16 protein-coding genes are annotated in these 19,269 nt (G+C 69.5%); 7 read left to right on the top strand and 9 right to left on the bottom strand.

Going from position 1 to position 19,269, the window contains the following annotated elements; all coding sequences use genetic code 11:
- Positions 1-84: 84 nt before the first annotated feature.
- The 4 genes from Aph01nite_RS17325 (at position 85) to Aph01nite_RS17310 (ending at position 5,415) form a co-directional block, all read left to right on the top strand.
- On the top strand, positions 85-1,068 hold the full coding sequence (locus tag Aph01nite_RS17325; protein WP_204041935.1) for a hypothetical protein: 984 nt from the start codon (positions 85-87) through the stop codon (positions 1,066-1,068).
- Between the two features lie 183 nt (positions 1,069-1,251).
- Positions 1,252-2,070 carry a 23S ribosomal RNA methyltransferase Erm gene (erm, locus tag Aph01nite_RS17320; RefSeq protein WP_204041934.1) on the top strand — a complete coding sequence of 273 codons (819 nt, stop codon included), beginning with the start codon at positions 1,252-1,254 and terminating at the stop codon, positions 2,068-2,070.
- 136 nt (positions 2,071-2,206) lie between these two features.
- Positions 2,207-4,357: a helicase-associated domain-containing protein gene (locus Aph01nite_RS17315; protein ID WP_204041933.1), complete on the top strand. Its 2,151-nt coding sequence runs from the start codon at positions 2,207-2,209 to the stop codon at positions 4,355-4,357.
- Positions 4,358-4,524: 167 nt separating this feature from the next.
- Positions 4,525-5,415: a PaaX family transcriptional regulator gene (locus tag Aph01nite_RS17310; RefSeq protein ID WP_204041932.1), complete on the top strand. Its 891-nt coding sequence runs from the start codon at positions 4,525-4,527 to the stop codon at positions 5,413-5,415.
- Between the two features lie 73 nt (positions 5,416-5,488).
- Here the strand turns inward: Aph01nite_RS17310 and Aph01nite_RS17305 are convergent, their stop codons facing one another.
- Positions 5,489-6,637, bottom strand: a complete 1,149-nt coding sequence (locus Aph01nite_RS17305) for an esterase-like activity of phytase family protein (RefSeq protein ID WP_204041931.1) — start codon at positions 6,635-6,637, stop codon at positions 5,489-5,491.
- Positions 6,638-7,458: 821 nt separating this feature from the next.
- Positions 7,459-8,199, bottom strand: coding sequence for an isocitrate lyase/PEP mutase family protein (locus Aph01nite_RS17300; RefSeq protein ID WP_204041930.1), 741 nt, complete (start codon positions 8,197-8,199; stop codon positions 7,459-7,461).
- 460 nt (positions 8,200-8,659) lie between these two features.
- On the opposite strand from Aph01nite_RS17300, the gene Aph01nite_RS17295 reads away from it, so the two are divergent.
- The 3 genes from Aph01nite_RS17295 to Aph01nite_RS17285 are packed head-to-tail and all read left to right on the top strand — an operon-like array spanning position 8,660 to position 11,427.
- Positions 8,660-9,949, top strand: coding sequence for an Nramp family divalent metal transporter (locus tag Aph01nite_RS17295; protein ID WP_204041929.1), 1,290 nt, complete (start codon positions 8,660-8,662; stop codon positions 9,947-9,949).
- Positions 9,950-9,973: 24 nt separating this feature from the next.
- Positions 9,974-10,270, top strand: a complete 297-nt coding sequence (locus tag Aph01nite_RS17290; protein ID WP_204041928.1) for a hypothetical protein — start codon at positions 9,974-9,976, stop codon at positions 10,268-10,270.
- Positions 10,267-11,427 (top strand): oxalate decarboxylase family bicupin, encoded by a 1,161-nt coding sequence (locus Aph01nite_RS17285; RefSeq protein ID WP_204041927.1) that lies wholly within the window; start codon positions 10,267-10,269, stop codon positions 11,425-11,427. Before Aph01nite_RS17290 ends, Aph01nite_RS17285 begins: the two co-directional genes overlap by 4 nt.
- Before the next feature lie 45 nt (positions 11,428-11,472).
- Here the strand turns inward: Aph01nite_RS17285 and Aph01nite_RS17280 are convergent, their stop codons facing one another.
- The 7 genes from Aph01nite_RS17280 to Aph01nite_RS17250 all read right to left on the bottom strand — a co-directional run bounded on the left by Aph01nite_RS17280 (position 11,473) and on the right by Aph01nite_RS17250 (position 19,263).
- Positions 11,473-12,645 carry a ZIP family metal transporter gene (locus Aph01nite_RS17280; protein WP_204041926.1) on the bottom strand — a complete coding sequence of 391 codons (1,173 nt, stop codon included), beginning with the start codon at positions 12,643-12,645 and terminating at the stop codon, positions 11,473-11,475.
- Complete coding sequence (locus tag Aph01nite_RS17275; protein WP_275419248.1) at positions 12,642-13,406, bottom strand: multicopper oxidase domain-containing protein; 765 nt, start codon at positions 13,404-13,406, stop codon at positions 12,642-12,644. Before Aph01nite_RS17275 ends, Aph01nite_RS17280 begins: the two co-directional genes overlap by 4 nt.
- A gap of 451 nt (positions 13,407-13,857) precedes the next feature.
- Positions 13,858-14,718 carry an HTD2 family dehydratase gene (locus Aph01nite_RS17270; protein ID WP_204041924.1) on the bottom strand — a complete coding sequence of 287 codons (861 nt, stop codon included), beginning with the start codon at positions 14,716-14,718 and terminating at the stop codon, positions 13,858-13,860.
- 8 nt (positions 14,719-14,726) lie between these two features.
- The gene (locus tag Aph01nite_RS17265) at positions 14,727-15,899 is read right to left on the bottom strand and encodes an acyl-CoA dehydrogenase family protein (protein WP_239161763.1); all 1,173 of its coding nucleotides are present in this window, start codon (positions 15,897-15,899) and stop codon (positions 14,727-14,729) included.
- The gene (locus Aph01nite_RS17260) at positions 15,887-17,098 is read right to left on the bottom strand and encodes an MmgE/PrpD family protein (protein WP_204041923.1); all 1,212 of its coding nucleotides are present in this window, start codon (positions 17,096-17,098) and stop codon (positions 15,887-15,889) included. Before Aph01nite_RS17260 ends, Aph01nite_RS17265 begins: the two co-directional genes overlap by 13 nt.
- Positions 17,099-17,135: 37 nt before the next feature.
- Positions 17,136-18,239, bottom strand: coding sequence for an endonuclease/exonuclease/phosphatase family protein (locus Aph01nite_RS17255; protein WP_204041922.1), 1,104 nt, complete (start codon positions 18,237-18,239; stop codon positions 17,136-17,138).
- Positions 18,240-18,243: 4 nt separating this feature from the next.
- Complete coding sequence (locus Aph01nite_RS17250) at positions 18,244-19,263, bottom strand: glycosyltransferase family 2 protein (RefSeq protein ID WP_204041921.1); 1,020 nt, start codon at positions 19,261-19,263, stop codon at positions 18,244-18,246.
- Between the last annotated feature and the right edge of the window lie 6 nt (positions 19,264-19,269).

Below are 19,269 nucleotides of genomic sequence, written 5' to 3'. Positions count from 1 at the left end.
TGTTGCTTCTCCCTCACATTCCCGGCCCCGCGTTATGAGCAGCCCCTAGCCTGGACCACAGGCGGATGAGGGACGGTCACCCGAATGGCAGGAAACGAATTCCTCGTGGAGGCGTTGCTGGCCTCGCCGGAGCCCGCGATCCGGTGGAAGGTGCGCTCGGGGGTGCTGGGCGAGACCGGGCAGACGGCGTTACGGGAGGAGATCCGCGACTCGGCGGTCGTACGGCGGCTGCTCGCCCCGTTCGACCGGGCGGAACGTCCCGGTGCCTACGCCAAGTGGCAGGGGGCGCACTGGGCACTCGCCGCGCTCGCCGACCTCGGTTACCCGCCGGGCGACGAGGCGTTGCATCCGATGCGTGAGCAGGTTCTCGGCGTTTGGCTGCACGAGGCGTACCAGCAGGATGTGGAGGTCGCCACGAAGGCGGCGGCCTACCGCCGGGCCGGAGTGCCGGTCATGCGGGGCCGCCACCGCGCGCACGCGTCCCAGCAGGGGAACGCGCTCTGGTTCCTCCACACGCTCGGCCTGGCCGACGACCGCTGCGACGACCTCGTCGAACTGCTGCTGCGCTGGCGGTGGCCGGACGGCGGCTGGAACTGCGACCGCGATCCCGCCGCCGACACCTCATCGTTCTGCGAAACGCTGCTGCCGATGCGCGGCCTCTGGGCGTACGGCACCGCGCAGGCCAGACGCGTGGCCCGGGAAGCGGCCGAGGTGTTCCTCACCCGCCGGCTGGCCTTCCGGGCGAGCACCGGCGCGCTCATCCGCGCCGAGTTCACCAAGCTGCACTATCCGCTGTACTGGCACTACGACCTCCTCGGCGGGCTCAGGGCGATGACGGAGCTGGACCTGCTCGGCGACCCGCGCTGCGCCGACGCCCTCGACCTGCTCGAATCGATGCGGCTCCCCGACGGCTGGCCGGCGCACGCCCGGTACTACCGCACGTCGGCCGAGATCGCGCTGCACCACGACTGTGCCGACTGGGGCGGCACGAGCACGCGGCGGGCCAATCCGTGGGTGACCGCAGACGCGCTCACCGTCCTGCGCGCCGCGGGCCGCCTCGACCTGTGAGGACGTGACGCCCCGAAAAATGCGTCGCGGTCGCGGGGGGCGCTCCGTAAGGTGCTTCCCATGTACTGGACCTGTTTCATGAGGATGCGCAGCAGCCGGGCTCTGGCTCGCTAGCTTCGCAGGACGCGAGCCCAGGGCCCGTCGAGATCCCATTCATCTCGAGGACCCGAGAGGGCTTTTGCTGTGGCGCAGAATTTCGCGCACGGAAACTATTCGCATACCCAGAAGAAGGCCAAGAACAGCGGTGGCGGTCGCACGCCCAGGGATCGGGCGCGGCGGGAGCTGTCGCAGAACTTCCTGGTCGATCGGCACGCCGTGGAGCTGATGGTCAAAGCCGCACGGCCGAGGGGGCTCGTGCTCGAGCCCGGTGCCGGGGAGGGAGCGCTGACGATGGCGCTGGCCGAGGCGGGCGCCGACGTCGTGGGATACGAGATCGATCCGCTGCTCGTGGCCAAGCTCAGGGCCAGGAGCAAGTTGAAGATCATCAAGGGTGATTTCACCGGGATACGGCCGCCGGACGAGCCGTTCGCGGTCGTGGGGAACATTCCGTACTCGATCACGTCGAAGATCGTCCAGTGGTGCCTGGCGGCGCCGGAGCTGACCTCCGCCACCCTGCTCACCCAGTTGGAGTACGCCCGCAAGCGCAGCGGCGACTTCGGCAGGTGGAGCCTGGTGACGGTGGAGAGCTGGCCGTGGTTCACGTGGGAGATGCTCGACCACGTCAGCCGGGAGAGTTTCCGGCCGGTTCCCTCCGTCGATTCGGCGATCCTGCGGATCGAGCGACGGCCGGAGCCGCTCGTCGACGACGGCGTGGCGTGGCAGGAACTGGTGGAGCTGGGCTTCTCCGGTGTCGGCGGCTCGTTGTACGCCTCACTCGGCCCTCATTACGGCGGAGTGGACGCGGCCTTCGAGCGGGCGGGCATCGCCCGTGACGCGGTGGTGGCGTTCGTCCACCCCGACCAGTGGGTCACGCTCTACGACTCCCTGCGCCGCTCCGGTTGAGCACGGGCCTGGCCGCCGCCTCAGGGCGGCGGCCAGCCTCCCCGCTGCTCAGCGACCCATGACGGATCGTCCCGGCTTCACGGACAGGGACCACGAAGCGCCGACGATCCGTCCATGACTGGGTTAATCTGCGGCGATGAGCACCGAGCGCCGTCTGGCGACATGGCTGCAGTCCAAAAGCGCCGACGAGCGCCGCGTGCTCCTCGAAAGGACCGGTTTCGTCAGCGAAGAGGGCGTCAACCCACGTGCCCTCGCCCGCCTGCTGCTGCAGTACCACGTGACGCTCACGATGATCGGGGAGTGCACGCTCCCCCAGAGCCAGGCGCTGTCGGCCGTGGCCTGGCTCGCCGCACGCCGGCACGGTGGGCTGACCGGCTATTGGCACACCATGGACCCGTCCACCCGGGCGGTGCCGAGAACCGACGTCATCGACCTGCTCGCGGGTACGGACCAAGGGCTCAGGGCCGACGCCAAGGCCACTCTCGACGATCTGTCCGAGATGGCGCTGGTGCTCCCGCCACACGGCAAGCAGGTGGTCGTGGCTCTCGGGCTGCATGTCGCCCTGGCCGATTCTGCGGGCCTGGGCCGGCCCGCCGCCGAACTGCTCACTGCCCACTTCAACGCGCCCGAAGTCCACCGAATCGCCGCCGAACTGGGCTTTCCCAAGGCGGGGACGCGTGAAGGCGCCCAGCGCAACGTGCTCGACATGCTTTCGGACCCGGATCGGGTGCGCGCTCTGCTCACGGGGGCGCCCGCCTCTGTCCGCGACCACCTGGACACCGTGATCCGGCATGGGTCGCGCGTCCTCTCCCACGTCTACGAGGGCGCCTACGACTACTCGCCCAATCCCAAGATCCGTTTCCGGGAGGGCGGCTCCGGCGACCAGGACACCGACTGGCTGGCCCGGCGCGGCCTGCTGCTGCCGTCCGGGGCGGAGGATGTGGCCGAGGTGCCGATCGAGGTCGCGACAGCCGTCCTCGGCGAGCCGCGCATGCCGTTCACCCCCCGCCCGCCACAGCCGCCCGCCGATCTCCCTCCCGCCCCGCAGGCTGACGGCTCCGCCCAAGCCGCCATCACCGCCGCGATCTCCCAGATCGAGCGGTTGCTCGCGGTGTGCGCCGAACAGCCGCTCGCGCTACGCAAGTCCGGAGGCATCGCCGTACGCGATACGAGGCGCGCCGCGAAGGCCGCCGGAACATCCGAGGAGACCGCCAGATTCTGGCTCGACCTCGCCGCTCAGGCCCAGTTGCTGGCTCCGCACGCGGAACCGGTCGAACGGCCCAAGGGATACCGGGGCAGGCTGCCCGACCCGGTGGTCACCCTGCTGCCGACCGGCGCGTACGACACCTGGCTGGGCCGCGCGCCGGCGGAGCGGCTGGTCCCGTTCATCACCACCTGGGCGGGCGTCCTCCCGCCCGGCGGCCAATGGCCCGTGGCCCTCACCGCGCCCGATGATCCGTACGCGGTCGGGGCCAGGTATGCCCTGTTCGAGGCACTGGCCGCGCTGCCTCCCGGCAAAGGCGGCGACACGCTGCCCTATCTGCTCGCCTGCGCGACCTGGCACCGCCCTCACCAGGTCGCCGGCCCTCCTGACACAGCGGACCAGCTCACCGCCATCCTCCGAGAGGCCGAACTGCTCGGTACGGTCGCCACGGGCACCCTCACCGACGCCGGCCGTACCGTTCTCGACCTGCTCCGCTCAGGGCAGGCGTGGACGCCGGTGGAGGAGAGGCTGGCCTCCGCGCTGACCGGGATGCTCCCCGCGCCTCAGGCGACCGCCGTCTTCCAGGCCGACCTGACGGCTGTCGTCCGGGGGATCCCCACCGGGGAACTCGCCGCCCTGCTGGACGAGAGCGCCGACCGGGAGTCGGAGGGCCACGCGGTGGTCTGGCGGTTCAGCGCGGCGACGGTTCGCCGGGCTCTCGACGCCGGGCATGATGCCGATGAGCTGCTCACGCGACTGGCCGCCGTGACGACGGCCCCGCTTCCACAGCCCCTCGAATACCTGATCAAGGACGTGGGCCGCACCCACGGGCGAATGCGTGTGGTCCGTTCCGGCTGCTGCGTACGATCCGACGACGAGACCCTCATCGACGAGCTCGCGCGCACGCGGGCGCTGGCCAAACTCGGCCTTCACAAGATCGCACCGACCGTGCTGATCAGCTCCGTCGGTGAACGGGAGACCCTCGCCGGGCTGCGGAGCGCCGGTTACACACCGGTCCTTGAGGACGAGACCGGCGCGGCGGTCATCGAACGGCCCTCCCAGCGCCGGGCGGCGCCTTCGTAACCCTGGGTGAGCGCCGTGACCACCGTTGCGGACGACGGCAAGGAATTACGCTCGGCCGGAGCGAAACTCTCGTAAAAGTTTCAGGCGCCGATGCGGAAACGCCGATGAGGCGACCGGGCGAAGAAGTACAATCCGCCCATGCGTCCCCGCCGACCGCCATACATCCGGTGACCGGTGCCGCTCCGTCGGACGGGCGCAAGCCGCCCGGGCCCTTCGGTAACGCTTCCCAGCAGAGGTTCACCCTGTCCCGGCGCTACGCCGCAGGCACGGGTGGCGCGCGCGGACTGCTGATCACCGTCCTCGGCGACTACGTGCGTCCCGCCAAACGACCCGCGCCCACCTCGGCCCTGGTCGACGCGATGGGACGGCTCGGCGTCGAGGAGACCGCCTGCCGGCAGGCCCTCACCCGGGCCGCCGCGGACGGCTGGATCATCCCGGAACGGTCGGGCCGGTACACCTGGTGGGGGCTCAGCGAGGCTTTCGAGCAGTTCCTCACCATCGGCGCCGAGCGGATCTTCGGTTTCACCGCGACACAGCGGGAGTGGGACGGCCGCTGGCTCGTGGTGCTGGCGCGGGCCGCCGAGACCAACCGGGCGGCACGCCACCTGGTGCGTACGCGCCTGCGGTGGTCGGGGTTCGGCAGCCCCGCCCCCGGCGTCTGGGTCAGCACCCACACCAACCGGGCCAAAGAAGCCGAATTCGTCCTGGACGAGGCCGACATCTTCAAGGACGCCCAGATCTTCGTGGCCGAGCATCTCGCCGGCGGCGACCTGTCCACCATGGTCCGCCAGGCGTGGAAACTCGAAGAGATCGAGCGCGAGTACGAGGAGTTCCTGACCGAGTTCGCGACCGCGCCCTCGGACGACCCGATCGTCCGGCTCACCCAGCTCGTGCACGCGTGGCGGCGGATGGCGTTGATCGACCCTGCCTTGCCGGCGGAGTTGCTGCCCGCGGAGTGGATCGGCGCGCGGGCCGCGCAGCTCTTCCAGCGGCAGCACGCGCAGTGGGAGCCGCCCGGGATGCTCGAATGGGAGCGGATCAGCGCGACGGCGCAGTAGGCCCACCGTGTGTGCTTCGTCGAGATCCATGCCGGTCTTCTGTCAGCGACGGGGGCCCGGGGGGGACCCTGGGTCAGCGTCCGTCGGGGAGGCCGCGGAGCGCGTACGCGAGGAACTGGGTGGCCTCTCCTTCGGAGAAGTTGTCGTCCGAGCCGATCACGAGGACCTGTTCGCCGGTGTGGAGGCGGGGGCCCCAGGCGAGACTTTCCAGGTTCTGGGTCGGTTGCCGCCGTTCGGTGCTCAGGTCCAGGAGCAGCCGCTTCTCGACCGGGCGGTAGAACATCCTGGTCATCAGGCTGTCGCGGGTCAGGATGTTCGTGGCCTCGCGCAGGTCGATCTCGTACAGCTTGACGCGGTAGTTCACGCCCTCGATCCAGGAGCGCTCCAGGGCGAGGTACCGGTGGTCGTCGATGGCGAGGATCTCCGAGACGCCGCTGTCGGTGTGCCCGGAGGGCGGGATGGGGGCGGCGGGGAGGGGGTCGATCGGGTACGCGTACTGGGCGAGAGGCTGGCCTTTGCGGTTCCAGACCATGATGCGGGCCGGTGCGCCGTGCTTGGTCGTGGGCGAGGGGCCGTCCTCGAAGCGAGGACCCTCGACGATCGCGGCGATGCTCCGGGGCGCGAATGTCAGCCCTTCGAACCCGAAATCACGCCGAGGTCCATGGTTCTCGTTGGTCATGCGTAGATTGCGCGGAATCTGCAGCTCGCCACGGTAACGACCGTCAGCGCCGGTCCATCGCACCGACAAATCCGAAACCGGAATATCCGGCCTTCCCTCCTCAGGCCGGTCACCCTCCTGAGCCCACAAAATCTTCCGGCTCACCGGGTCATACCTGATGCTTTCCGGATCAGCCGCGTCAGCCTTCCCATACGCCGGGTACGGACTGCCGTCCGCACGCGACAACGTGGTGACCTTGTCGATGCTGACCCCGGTGAACGCCCCGCTCACACCATTGAAGTCCAACCGCCCGGTGTAGAACCGCGCAGGCTGATACCGCCACCGATCATCAGAGATGAAATACCACGTCCCCGTACGCGGATCCCGATCGATCCCCGACAACCCACCCAGCGTCGTCCCCTTGACCTCCATCCCGTACGGCAGCCGCTGCTCCCCCAGGAAGCGCACGACCCGGACACCCCGGTCATCGGCCGCCGAACCAATCCCGGCACTCACCACATTGAGCCCGGCGGCGGCCACGAACGCCAGCGCAATTCTGCCCATATTCCACGGAATGTGCACGCGATTCTCCGGTCCTTTGAATTATTGGATCGGCTAATCACATCGTGGATTTCGCGCGATGTCCATGCGCCCGGCGACGCCGCGATTTACCACCGACGGCCAGTTAGGAAATTTCCCACTAAAGACATGCACCCTAGTTCCAGGGCTGCCGCTGGAGGATTATTTGGCGAAATCGACCGGACGATACGGGAAAGGGAGAGCCGCGATCGCGGCGGCGAGAAGCGGCAGCCCGAAGACCAGCACGGTGATCGGCAGCCATGGGGTGTCGAAGGGCACCCGATCGCTCGCACTCCAACCGCTCGAAACAGTCGTCGGCCACACCAGCAGCCCGCCGACCAGCGGCCGAGAAGCCCCAGCACGCCCGGCGCGAGCGGACCCAGACCACAAAGCAGTACCGCGCCGGCCAGCATGGCGGCCTGGGCGGTCATTATCGACCCGAAGTCGTCGTACTGACCTTCTTCATTGGACGACCAAGCAATAGATGCCATCACCAGGATGGCGCCCAACGACACAATCGTCCCCCAAGCCAGATGCGTCCCCCGCATCCGCCCCCGGCGACTCGCAGGCGCCGACCGCGCGGCGAACTCCACCCCGCCGACTGCGAGCGCGACGTGGCTGCCAATCACCACAAAGGCAACCACAACCATCGCAATCACGCTCGAATGCTATGCGGCCTAAGACGATCCCATCCGGAAATATCCACATGCTCCAAGCTCGCCACCCCGCTGGCGCCGGTGCGGCGAGGAGCTTCGCCTGCGTTAACGGCGCCGGATAACGGCGAGAACCCGGCGGATGGTGAGCCGTTAGGCGGCGTAGGGGTCTGCGCCGGATTTTATGCGGGTGGCCATGGATTTGAGGGCGTCCAGGGCGGTCAGGTAGGTCATGGGGCCGAAGGAGATGCGGGCGACGCCGAGGGAGGCGAGTCTGGCCAGGTTCATGCCGGGGAGGAAGGTGACGTTTACCGGGCCGGGGATGGCTTTGACGAGGTCGGCGATCACTTCTTCGGAGGGGGCCAGGATGGGGAAGACGCAGTCGGCGCCGGCTTCGAGGTAGCGGCGGCCGCGTTCGGCGACCTCCTCGACCGTGGTGGAGCCGGTCAGGAAGAGGTCGACGCGGGCGTTGATCACGAGGTCTTCGCTCGCGTCGCGGAGTGCGGCGATACGGGCGGCCTGGGTGTCCACGTCGACCAGCCGGCCGGTCGTGTGGTCGGTCTCCTCGTAGTTGAATCCGGCCGCGCCCATGCCGGTGAGCCAGCGTACGAGTTCCTGGGGCGGCAGGCCGTATCCGGCTTCCGCGTCCACGGTCACGGGGATGTCCACCGAGCGGACGATCCTGGTGGCCATGTCGAGCATCTCGTCCACGGGTGCACCCTCGTGGTCGCTGTGCCCGAGCATGGCGGAGATCGACGCGCTGGCCGTGGCCAGGGCCGGGTAACCCGCTTCGGCCACGATGGCGGCGCTGGCGACGTCCCACACGTTGGGCAGGACCAGCGGGTCGCCCGGCTTGTGGAGGTCGCGGAGCGTGGTGGTGTGCGCTTTCGACATGATCTCGTCCTCACGTTGGAAACCGTCACAAGTCATGACGAGATAGCACCCCCGTTTCGTGACAACCCAGCGATGTGAGCCACAACACACCCCGCGGGGTGATGCCGCAGAGAGTCGGCGAGCGTGCTTGGGGACCCGGCAGAGACGAGCGAGGACGCCGGGTCCTCGCCGTTATCCGGCGCCGTTAGCGCAGGTGACGCTCCTCGCCGCACCGGCGCCATCCACCCGCCACCGCCACATCACCCACCACCCCACAAGACCCCTATAGCCCATTTACGACAAATGCTTATTCGTGGGGATTTGTGCTGATAGATCCTGGTTTGATTTGAAAAGTGAGTGCGGTTGAAGTTGGGGAATTGTTCGCGTTTCATGCTCGTCTATTCAGGGGTATTCCTAGCCGTGTATCGCCACTCCGGCATAACAACCCTTAAATGTTCTGATCTATAGTATTGGGGCGATCTTGAGAAAGTCGGCGATCGTCCCTGGCACGGGTTGGGACAGACGGACGTCGCAGGTCAGCCACGCCCGGCCACGGCGGAAGCCCCAGGCTGCGCACCTGCTCGGCCCGGCCTTCGTGGCGGCCATCGCGTACGTGGACCCCGGCAACATAGCCACCAACCTGACCGCGGGCGCGACCCTCGGCTACCAGCTGGTCTGGGTGGTCGTCGCCGCGAGCCTGGTGGCGATTCTCGTCCAGTTCCAGGCCGCCAAACTCGGCATGGCCACCGGCATGAGCCTCGCCCAGCTGTGCCGGCGGCGGTTCAGCCGGTGGGGCACCCTCATGCTCTGGCTCCAGGCCGAGATCGTCATCCTCGCCACCGACCTCGCGGAGTTCGTGGGCGCGGCCATCGGCATGCGCCTGCTGTTCGGCATGCCGGTCGCCGTCTCCGCCGTGGTGACGGCGATCGTGTCCCTGCTCCTGCTGGAACTGCGCCGCAGAGGCCGTACCCGGCCGTTCGAGCTGATGAGCGCCGCGGCCCTGCTGCTCGTGGGCGCGGGCATCGGTTACGACCTCCTCTTCGTGGGCCACCAGTCCGCGAGCGGTCTGGCCGCCGGTCTCATCCCCGATCTGGGCGGATCGACCGCGCTGCTGCTGGCGATGGGCATCGTCGGCGCCACGGTCATGCCGCACGCGGTCTACCTGCACTCGGCGCTCGTGCAGGGGCGCGGCGTCTCCACCGAGGACGCCTGGCGGCGGCCGGCGTTCGTCCGCCGGGTCCTGCGCCTGGACTGCTCGCTCGCCCTGGGCATCGCCACGGTGATCAACGTCTCGATGATCGCCCTCGGTGCCGGGCTGGGCGCGGCCACGGACGGCACCTGGACCGGGGACCTGCCGGCGGCGCACGCGGAGCTGGCCGCCCGCGTCGGCGGGGCCGCCGCCCTCGCGTTCGCCGTCGCGCTGCTCTGCTCGGGCGTCTCTTCGGCCGGCATCGGCACGCTGGCCGGCGACGTCGTGATGCGGGGCTTCCTGGGCCGGCGGGTGCCCGTGCACGTGCGCCGGCTCGTCACGATGGCCCCCGCGGTCCTGGCTCTGCTCTCCGGGGCCTCGCTGACCGGCCTGCTGGTGCTCAGCCAGGTGACGATCTCCCTCGGCGTACCGGTGGTGCTGTTCCTGCTCGTCTACTTCTGCCGCGACCGCGCGCTGCTGGGCCCGCTGGTGAACGCCCGGCTCACGACCTGGACCGCGGCCGCCGCCGGCGCCGTGGTCGCCCTGCTGGCCTGCTCGCTCCCGTTCACCCTGCTCTTCTGACCGATTCCACGAGGAGACCTCCCGATGCGCACTCCGGAAGACCTGGAACCCCGCACCGCCGTACGCCGGGCGGATCGGGGGATCTGCGTGCCGATCTCGGTGTCGAGGACGCGTTTCAAGCTGCTCGTGTTCGCGCTGCTGGCCGTGGTGTCGTCCCTCTCGGATTCGCCGGAATGGCTCACTCTGGCCCTCATCCTCACCTGTGCCGCCATCCCGCTCGCCCTGGGGGCACTGGGCGGCGCGGAAGCCGTCCGCGCCCTCTTCCTGCTGCCGCCGCGGCCTGTTCCACCTGACACGATCCGGAAGGACGATCTCATATGAAGAAAGAGTCGAAGCAGCAGCGGATCCCGCAGCCGCAACGCAACGGCCACGGCGGGACCGACACCGGTCCCCGGAACATCGAGCTGGACCTGCAGAACCCGGACATGCTGACGCCGCCGGAGACCGACAGCGGCACCGTGCCCAACATGAAGTTCTCCTTCTCGATGGCGCACACCCGGCTGGAGAAGGGCGGCTGGACCCGCGAGGTGACCGCGCGGGAGCTGCCGATCGCCACCACGCTGGCCGGGGTGGACATGAAGCTCAACCCGGGCGCCTACCGCGAGCTGCACTGGCACAAGGAGGCCGAATGGGCGTACGTGCTGGAGGGCGGCTGCCGGATCGGCGCGGTCGACCAGGAGGGCCGCAACTTCCTGGACGACGTGCGCAAGGGTGACCTGTGGTTCTTCCCGAAGGGCATCCCGCACTACATCCAGGCGCTGGAGGAGGGGGTGGAGTTCCTGCTGGTGTTCGACGACGGCAACTTCTCGGAGAACTCGACCTTCATGATGAGCGACTTCTTCGCGCACACGCCGAAGAGCGTGTTGGCGAAGAACTTCGGCTGGACGCCGGACCAGATGGCCAACATGCCGGAGCGGGAGAAGTACATCTTCCAGGGCGACGTGCCGCCCCGGCTCGACTCCGACCAGGTCGTCAGCCCGACCGGCGACGTGCCGGACTGGTTCTCGCACCGCATGCTCGCCCAGGCTCCGCAGCGTTTCCCCGGCGGGACCGTACGGATCGTGGACTCGACCACGTTCAAGGCGTCCACCACCATCTGCGCCGCGCTGGTGGAGCTCGAACCGGGCGGCATGCGGGAGCTGCACTGGCACCCGACCAACGACGAGTGGCAGTACTACATCTCCGGTTTCGGGCGGATGGGGGTGTTCGCCAGCTCGGGGCTGGCGCGGACGTTCGACTTCCGGGCGGGCGACGTGGGGTACGTGCCGTTCGCGTACGGGCACTATGTCGAGAACCTGGGGAACGAGCCGCTGGTCTTCCTGGAGATGTTCCGCCACCCGCGGTTCGAGGACATCTCGGCGACCCAGTGGATGGCCAACCTGCCGCCCCAGGTCAGCGCGGACACGATCAACATGCCCCGGGAGATGATCGAGGCCCTGCCCAAGGACAAGCGGCCGGTCGTCACGCAGAACCGGTGACCTCCGGCGAGCCCGGGCCGCATTGACGGTCCGGGCTCGTACGGCTCAGGTCAGGAGTCCCGTGGCGTACATGAGGAGCATTCCGGTGAGGATGCCGGTGATGCTGAGGGGATGGAGCAGCCGTCCCGAGCCGTCCCGCATGGACGGCGCGATCTGGAGGATGACCTGCGCGATCGCGCCGACGCCGAGGCCCAGCAGGAGCGCGGCGAGCGCGGGCTGGGTGGTGGCCGCGCCGAGCCAGGCGCCGAGGATGGCGGGACCGCCGGCGACCAGCCCCAGCAGGGACAGGCGGAGGGCGGAGACGCGTTCCTCGCTGACCGGGGCGACGATGGCCAGGCCCTCGGTGGTGTTGTGGATGGCGAAGCCGACGACGAGCGTCGCGCCGAGGGCGAGCGCGCCGACGGCGTAGGCGGAACCGATGGCCAGCCCCTCACCGAGGTTGTGCAGGCCGATGCCGACGGCCACCAGCAGCGCCAGCCGATGTCCGCCCTGCTGTCCCGGCCTGCCGGTCATCCACGCCTGCACCCCGGACAGCACGAGGTATGCGGCGATCGCCCCGATCCCCACCAGTCCGGCCCCGCCGAGCGCGCCCGCGCCCTCGTTGGCGACCTCCATGCCTTCGAGCGCCGCGTCGATCGCCAGCCAGGCGAGCAGCCCGATGGTCAGCGCCATCAGGGTTCTGATCCAGCCCGGCGGAACCCGCCGCAGCCAGGGCAACCAGAGCATGCCGATGGCCACCGGGATCACCCCGACGTACGTCCCGAGAAGCGCCATCAGGCCGATGAACCCGGACGGATCGGGAGTCAGCACGGCCACAGGGATCTCGTGGCCGACCACTCCCCCGGTCGAGGTGAGCAGCGCCACCTCGTACGCCTCGCCGTCCACCCACGGGTAGGTGATGCGCACGCTGGTCGAGCCGAGACGGCCGATCACCGGTTCGCCGATCCGGAAGTCGGCGAAGGCGTCGTTGACCGCGACCTGCGCGAGCGTGACCGGGTCGGGGCCCGCGTTGCGCACGACCAGTTCGATGGAGCCCGCCGCGAGCGTCGTCCGCTCCACCACGAGCTCCTCGGCCGGAGGCCCGTTGCGCTCGGTCAGTCCCGGCCCGTCCAGTACGGCGAAGCCCAGCGCGGCCAGGGCGACGATGGCCAGCGGCAGGAGGCCGAGCAGCCAGGTCTTCAGGCGGGAACCGCCGCGCCCGCTCGTGTGCCGGGTCATGTGACCGGCTCTTTCCGCGGCCCGGCTTCGAAGAAGCCCATCCAGCCGAGTTCGGCGAACTCCGACTGGTGGGCGTGGAACATGAAGCGGCCCTCGCGGGGGAACGTGATTTCGAGGATTCCGCGCTGGCCCTGGCAGAGCATGACGGTGTCGGTGTGCTCCACCGGCTTCTTGGAGGTGCCGGTCGGATACCAGTCGAAGAAGTTGCCGTGGACGTGGAAGGAGTTGACCAGGTCGTACTCCAGGACGTTGACGAGGTAGATGCGGACCGGCTCGCCCACGGTGACCTTGACGGGTTCGCTCATGTAGACGAACGGGATGGTGTTGACCGCGTAGAGCTCGTTGGCGCGGTCGAAGTTGGTGTCGAAGCCGTTCATGACCATCACGAGTTCGTCGGCCTCGGGGCGGGCCTCCTTCGGGTCGATGAGGAAGACGCCGTACAAGCCTTTGGCGATGTGGTGGGCCAACGGGGTGACGTGGCAGTGATAGAGGTGCAGGCCGTACGGCTCGGCGTCGAATTCGTAGACGGTCTGCTCGCCCGGCTGGACCAGCCCGAGGCCGACGCCCGCGGTGCCGTCGACCGCCGCCGCGTGGAGGCCGTGAAAATGAATGGTGTGGGCGTGGGCCGAATGGTTGACCAGGGTTATGCGCAGGCGTTCTCCCTCGGTCGCGCGCAGCGTGGGTCCCGGCACCCGGCCGTTGTACGCCCAGGCGGGGAAAGTCACGCCAGGAGCCACTTCGATTTCTTTTTCCTGGGCCACCAGAGTCCATTCCCGGAGTATTCTTCCGTCGGAAAGACGCGACGTCTTTCCCTGGTCGAAATCCCGGATGAGTGTGGCCGGATGAAAGCCGTTCCTGCTGTTGTCCACATGGGTTCCGGACCGGAAGCCCGCGTGTGCGGAGCCCGCGGTGTGGGCCGGTCCGTGCTGGTGATCGACTGGATCGGAGGCTGCGAGCGCCGGTCTCCCGGTCAGGTGCGCGGCGACGGCACCTACAGAGGGAACCAGTGCGACAATTGCGCTACGTCGAGAGATGTCTGACACACGAAACACGGTAAGTGGCCATAGCCGCTATTTCAATGCACAAATTAGGCTCCAACTTGCCCGCTTTTATCAGCATAAATCGACATTTGTTTGGATGGATCGTCGACCTCATCCAGATATTCGGATTTTTCGTCCTTTGGGTTTCACGTGATCCACGGCGGCGCGTCGATCAAGGGAGCAGCCCGCTGGTTGCCGTCACGTGGCCGATGGCGTCCCTGACCTGGGCCGAGAGAGCCAGGGTGGAGATGCCCTCGGTGGAAGTGACGGTGAAGGTCTGGGTGCCGAACATGGGGGCGACCAGCCGGTAGGTGAACTCGCGGCCGGTGAAGAGTTCTCCGGCGCGGCGGAACAGCTCGCCCATCATCAGGGCCTGGAGCGGACCGTGGACCACCAGGCCGGGGTAACCCTCCTGGGCGGCGTAGGCGGCGTCGTAGTGGATGCGGTGGGCGTTGTAGGTCAACGCCGAGAAGCGGAACAGCAGGACCGGGTCGACGTGGAGGGCGAGCCCGGCGGCTCCGGGCGGGACGGAGTCGGTGGAGGGGACGGGGGCGACGGAGGTGGTACTGGGGACCGCCGTGGTGCCTGGGATGGCGAGGGCCGGTGGGGGCAGGGCGGTGCCGGGTTGGCGGTAGACGATGTCCTGTTCGTCGGCGATGGCGAGGCGGCCGTCCTGTTCGATCTCGCTGCGTACGGTCACGAAGGTCAGGGGGCCCGACTTCCCGAGTTTCTCGGTGGTGTGGAGGACGCGGGTGGTCCGGGTGGCGTACTCGCCGAAGCGCAGGAGCGCGTGGGTGGTCACGCGGCCGCCGGCGAACATGCGGAGGCGGCCGGGGCCGGGTGGGGCGGGGATGCCGTGCGCCGGGTGGCCGTCCGGGCCGAGGTCGTGCTGTTTGCGGCGGTCCAGGAGGTAGATCCAGTGCCAGAGCGGCGGCAGTCGCCCGCCCGGGGGCAGATCGATGTCCAGCAGCCCGGCGAGCCCTTCCGCGGGCTCCGGGACGATCATTTCGGTACGGGTGACGGTCTCGGTCATGTCCGGTCCTAGGGGGCGACCGTGCCGCGGCCGATCAGCTGCCGCACGATGACGTTGCGCTGGATCTCGTTGGTGCCCTCGCCGACGATCATGAGGGGCGCGTCCCGGAAGTAGCGTTCCACGTCGAACTCGGTGGAGTAGCCGTAGCCGCCGTGGATGCGGATGGCGTTGAGGGTGATCTGCATGGCGGTCTCGGAGGCGAAGAGTTTGGCCATGCCGGCCTCCATGTCGGCGCGTTCGCCGGCGTCGTAGCGGCGGGAGGCGTACAGGACGAGCTGGCGGGCGGCGGTGAGCTGGGTGGCCATGTCGGCGAGGTAGTTGCCGATGGACTGGTGTTTCCAGATGGGCTGGCCGAAGCTCTCCCGTTCCTGGGCGTACCGCAGGGCGTCCTCGAGGGCGGCCCGGCCGACGCCGACAGCCCGGGAGGCGACCTGGATGCGGCCGATCTCCAGGCCGCGCATCATCTGGGCGAAGCCGCGCCCTTCCCGGCCGCCCAGGAGGGCGGTGTGCGGGACGTGGCAGTCGTCGAAGGCGATCTCGCAGCTCTCCACGCCCTTGTAGCCGAGTTTCGGCAGGTCGCGGGAGAGGATGAAGCCGGGGCCCTGCTCGACCAGCAGGATGCTGATGCCCTGGTGGGCGGGGGTGGCGGCGGGGTCGGTCTTGCAGAGCAGGGCGACCAGGCCGGACCTGCGGGCGTTGGTGATCCAGGTCTTGGAGCCGTTGATGACGTACCCGTCGGCGGTGCGGGCCGCGTGGGTGCGCATCGCCTGGAGGTCGGAGCCGCCGCCGGGTTCGGTGAGGGCCATCGTGGCGCGCAGTTCGCCGGTGGCCATGCGCGGCAGGTAGCGGTCCTTCTGCTCGTCGGTGCCGTAGTCGAGGAGGAGTTTGGCGACCACCGTGTGGCCGCCCATGGCGCCGGCCAGGCTCATCCAGCCGCGGGACAGCTCCTCGGTTATCAGGGCGTAGCAGGGCGTGCTGACCCGGGCCTCGCCCCAGGGTTCGGGGATGGCCAGGCCGTACACGCCGAGGTGTTTCATCTGGTCGATGAGGCGCTCGGGGTAGGTGTCGTTGTGGTCAAGGTCCCGGGCGACGGGTTTCACGTCGCGGTCCACGAACGCGCGGACCGCCTCGACGATGGCCTGCTCCTCCTCGGTCAATCCCTGGACGGTCAGTCCCTCCACGCGTGTTCCTCTCCGGTGTGGTCGGTACGCAGGTGCTCGCGCAGCAGCCGGCCCGCGGACGGCCAGCCGATGGACTCGGCGTCGAGCGAGGTCCCCGCGAGGCAGTCGGCGGCCTTGCGGAGCAGTTCGTCCCGGGTGGGCGGGCGCTGCGGCGAGCCGGGCGGGAACTCGGACCGGACCCGCAGCACGTCGTCGCCGGTGTGGACCTCGGCGTCGAACTCCCCGGCGAGCAGGTGGTCGCCGCCCGGGGCCAGCTCGGATTCGACCAGTTCCATCAAGCGGCGCGCTTCCGGCCGCCGCACGGCTTCGTCGGTGAAGGCGGCGATGCCCTGGTGGTCGTCGAGCAGGGCGGTGGCGGCGGCGTACTCCAGGCTGAACTTGCCCTGGAGGCCGGTGTCCGGGCGGTGGTGGGTGAGCGGGGTGACGGTGCCGGCGGGTGTGCGGATGACGATGCGGCTGACCTGGGCGGGGTCGATGTCGAGTTCCGCCAGGGCGCTGATCGGGCGCTGGAGCGCGTAGCAGCAGGGGTAGATCTTGACGGCCAGGCCGCCGGGGACGGCGGGGCCGGACAGGTCCAGGGCTTTGGGGTCGCCGCCGACCAGGTCCAGCCACTGGTCGAGCGCGGCGGGGTCGGCTCCCGCGCCCGCGGCGGCCAGGCGGGCCGCCCGTACGCCCGCCTCGGCGGCGAAGCCGACCTGCAACGACTTGGCGTCCGTGCCGAACGCGCGCTGGACCCCGCCCGCCGCGGGCACGGCGAGGGCCATGGCTGTCGCCAGCCGGTCGGCGTCCAGTCCGAGGGCGACTCCCGCGCCGACCGCGGCGGCGGGGGCTCCGGCGGTGGTGGTGGCGTGCCAGCCGCGGCTGTAGTGCGGCCAGCCGAGCGCGGCGCCCAGCCGGGCCATCACCCCGGCGGCGGCGAGGTACGCGTGCGCTCCGCCGCCGGCCGCCAGCACGGCCGGCACGCAGACGGCGCTGATGTGGGTGGTGGACTCCATGTGCAGGTCGTCGAAGTCGAGCACGTGCGCCGCCACCGCCCACCTCACCGTTTCCGGCAAGGCCGCGGCGTGGCGGACCACCGGCTCGTCGCGCCCGGCGACGGCCACCGCGACCGTGTCCAGCAGGGCGCGGTCGGCCAGCTCCCGGTCGGCTTCGGCAGGGTTCAGCCCGGCGGCCCAGGCCGCCAGCTCCTCAGCTATCACAGGCAGAATCTACGCCCGCGAGACCGCCTGCTCGTGATCACCACGTCGGCGACGTGGCCCTCTCCGTCAGGTCGGCCAGCAGGGACTGGGCGCGGTGGTCGGACATGCCCTGCGGGTCGCGCAGGTCGTAGGTGTGTACCCGGACGGAGGCGGTGAAGGTCCAGTCGAGTTGCCACAGGGGAAGCACGCCCGCGTACCAGGAGGCGGGGTAGAGCGAGGGGTTCGCGTCGTTGGCGTCGGAGAGGCGGTCGAACAGCCAGGCCATCTCGCCCATGGCGCTGGTGCTGTTGAAGTCGCCCGAGACGAGGACGGCGTTGCGGTTGGCTTCGACGTCCTGCCGCAGGCTCCCGAACTGCACGTCGCGGCGGGCGCTCCGGCTGCGCAGCTCCGTGTAGAAGCGTTCGCCGAAGGGGTTCTCGTTCAGCACGTACTGGGCGGGGATGTGCACGTTGTAGACGGACAGCACCGACGCGCCCACCCGCAGGTCCGTACGGAGGATCTTGACCAGGTCGAAGGCCTCCTGCCACGAAGGCCGGGCCGGTGCCGGGCCGACCCTCGGCGTGGCCACGATGGGGAAACGCGACAGGGTGAGCAGTTCGCCTTCTGCGGCGAGGTGGTAGCCGGGGAACTCGCGCCGGAGCCGGTCCAGCTCATCGACCTCCTTGGGCTGGTCATCAACCCAGTTCAGGTACTCCTGGAGCACGTACACGTCGGCCTCCTGGTCTTTGAGGAACCGGTAGAACCGCTCGGGGTCGTCGTCCTGGTGCCAGTACTCGGTGTTCCACGAGAACACCCGCAGGTCCCCGGTCGTCCCGCCGTCGTGGGTCAGCGCGCTCAGGTTGAGGCCGCCGTGCCCGGCTCCGAGGAGCAGCGACCCGGCCGCCAGGAGCGCGCACGGCACGCGGAGCCGGCCGATCACGGGCACCAGCCCCAGCAGGACCAGCGGCACGACGAGGTAGATCAGGGGCGGCGCCATGTCGGGCACCAGCCACAGCCAGAAGCGGCCGGTCAGCAGCCGGTGCAGCACCACGAACAGCAGCCACACCGCCGCCGCGACCAGGACCGATCGGCTGGGCCACCGGCGCACCCGGGAAACCCTGAAGAGCTCGACGGCCGGGCGCTGGTCTTCGACGGTCTCCACCGGGTCAGCTCCTCAGGGGTTCGGGGGCGGGCACCTCGTAGAGGTCGCGGAAGCGGGGCGAGGCCAGCCACTGCACGGCTCCGGCGGCGACGCCGCCGATGATGACGAGGCTGACCACGAAGTGCACGACCACGAAGTACGCCCCGAAGAGCGGGCACTTCCTGGAGAACACGAACCGGAACATCCCGAAGTCACCGGCCACCCAGGCGGCCAACAGCAGCGCGGGCACGAGCGCCCCCAGCGGTCCCAGCAGGAAGGGCGCCGGCAGGGTGGCGACCGTGAGCAGCGCGGCCAGCGAACCCCAGGCGCGGGAGGCCGTCTCGTATCCCTGCGCGAACTCGCGTTTGCGCGCGTATAGCGGGACCCGCAGCCGGCCGCGGTGGAACAGTTTGCGCAGCAGGGTGGGCAGCTCACGGTCGTGGCCCATCAACCCGTGGATGGCCGAGGTGATGCGCACGCGGTAGCGCCTGCTGAGCCGCTGCCCGTAGTCGACCTCCTCGGTGTAGCGCAGCGCCGGGTTGAAGGGGCCGGTCTCGCGGAAGACGTCGGCGCGGATCGCGAACATGGCGGACCAGAGGAAGGAGACGTCGCCCTCGGCGGCGACGGACCAGTAGTGGTGCTGGTGGGCGCGGTAGTCCTCGGTCCTGGTGGAGCGGATCAGCGGGTCGGGGTCCTCGATGCCGCAGACCGCGCCCAGCTCCGGGTCGGCCGCCAGCATGGCCACCCCGGTGGCGACCGCGTCGGGCGCGAGGGCGACGTCGGAGTCCACGAAGAACAGGATCTCACCGCTGCCCCACGCCGCCCCCATGTTCCTGGCGACCGCGGGCCCGCTGTTGCCGGGCGTTTTGATCACCGGTACGCCCATGGCCTCCGCGACCCCGGCCGACCCGTCGGTGCTGCAGTCGTCCACGACCACGACCTCCAGCCGCGGGTGGGTCTGCTCCCGGAGGGCGGCCAGGCACATGGGCAGGAAACGCTCGTGGTTGTAGGTCGGGACGATCACGGTGACCAGCGGTGCTTCCATCGGTTG

This window comes from Acrocarpospora phusangensis, assembly GCF_016862995.1.
GTDB lineage: Bacteria > Actinomycetota > Actinomycetes > Streptosporangiales > Streptosporangiaceae > Acrocarpospora > Acrocarpospora phusangensis.
Note: the sequence above shows the minus strand (reverse complement) of the source record. Positions and strands in the feature narration are given on the sequence as shown.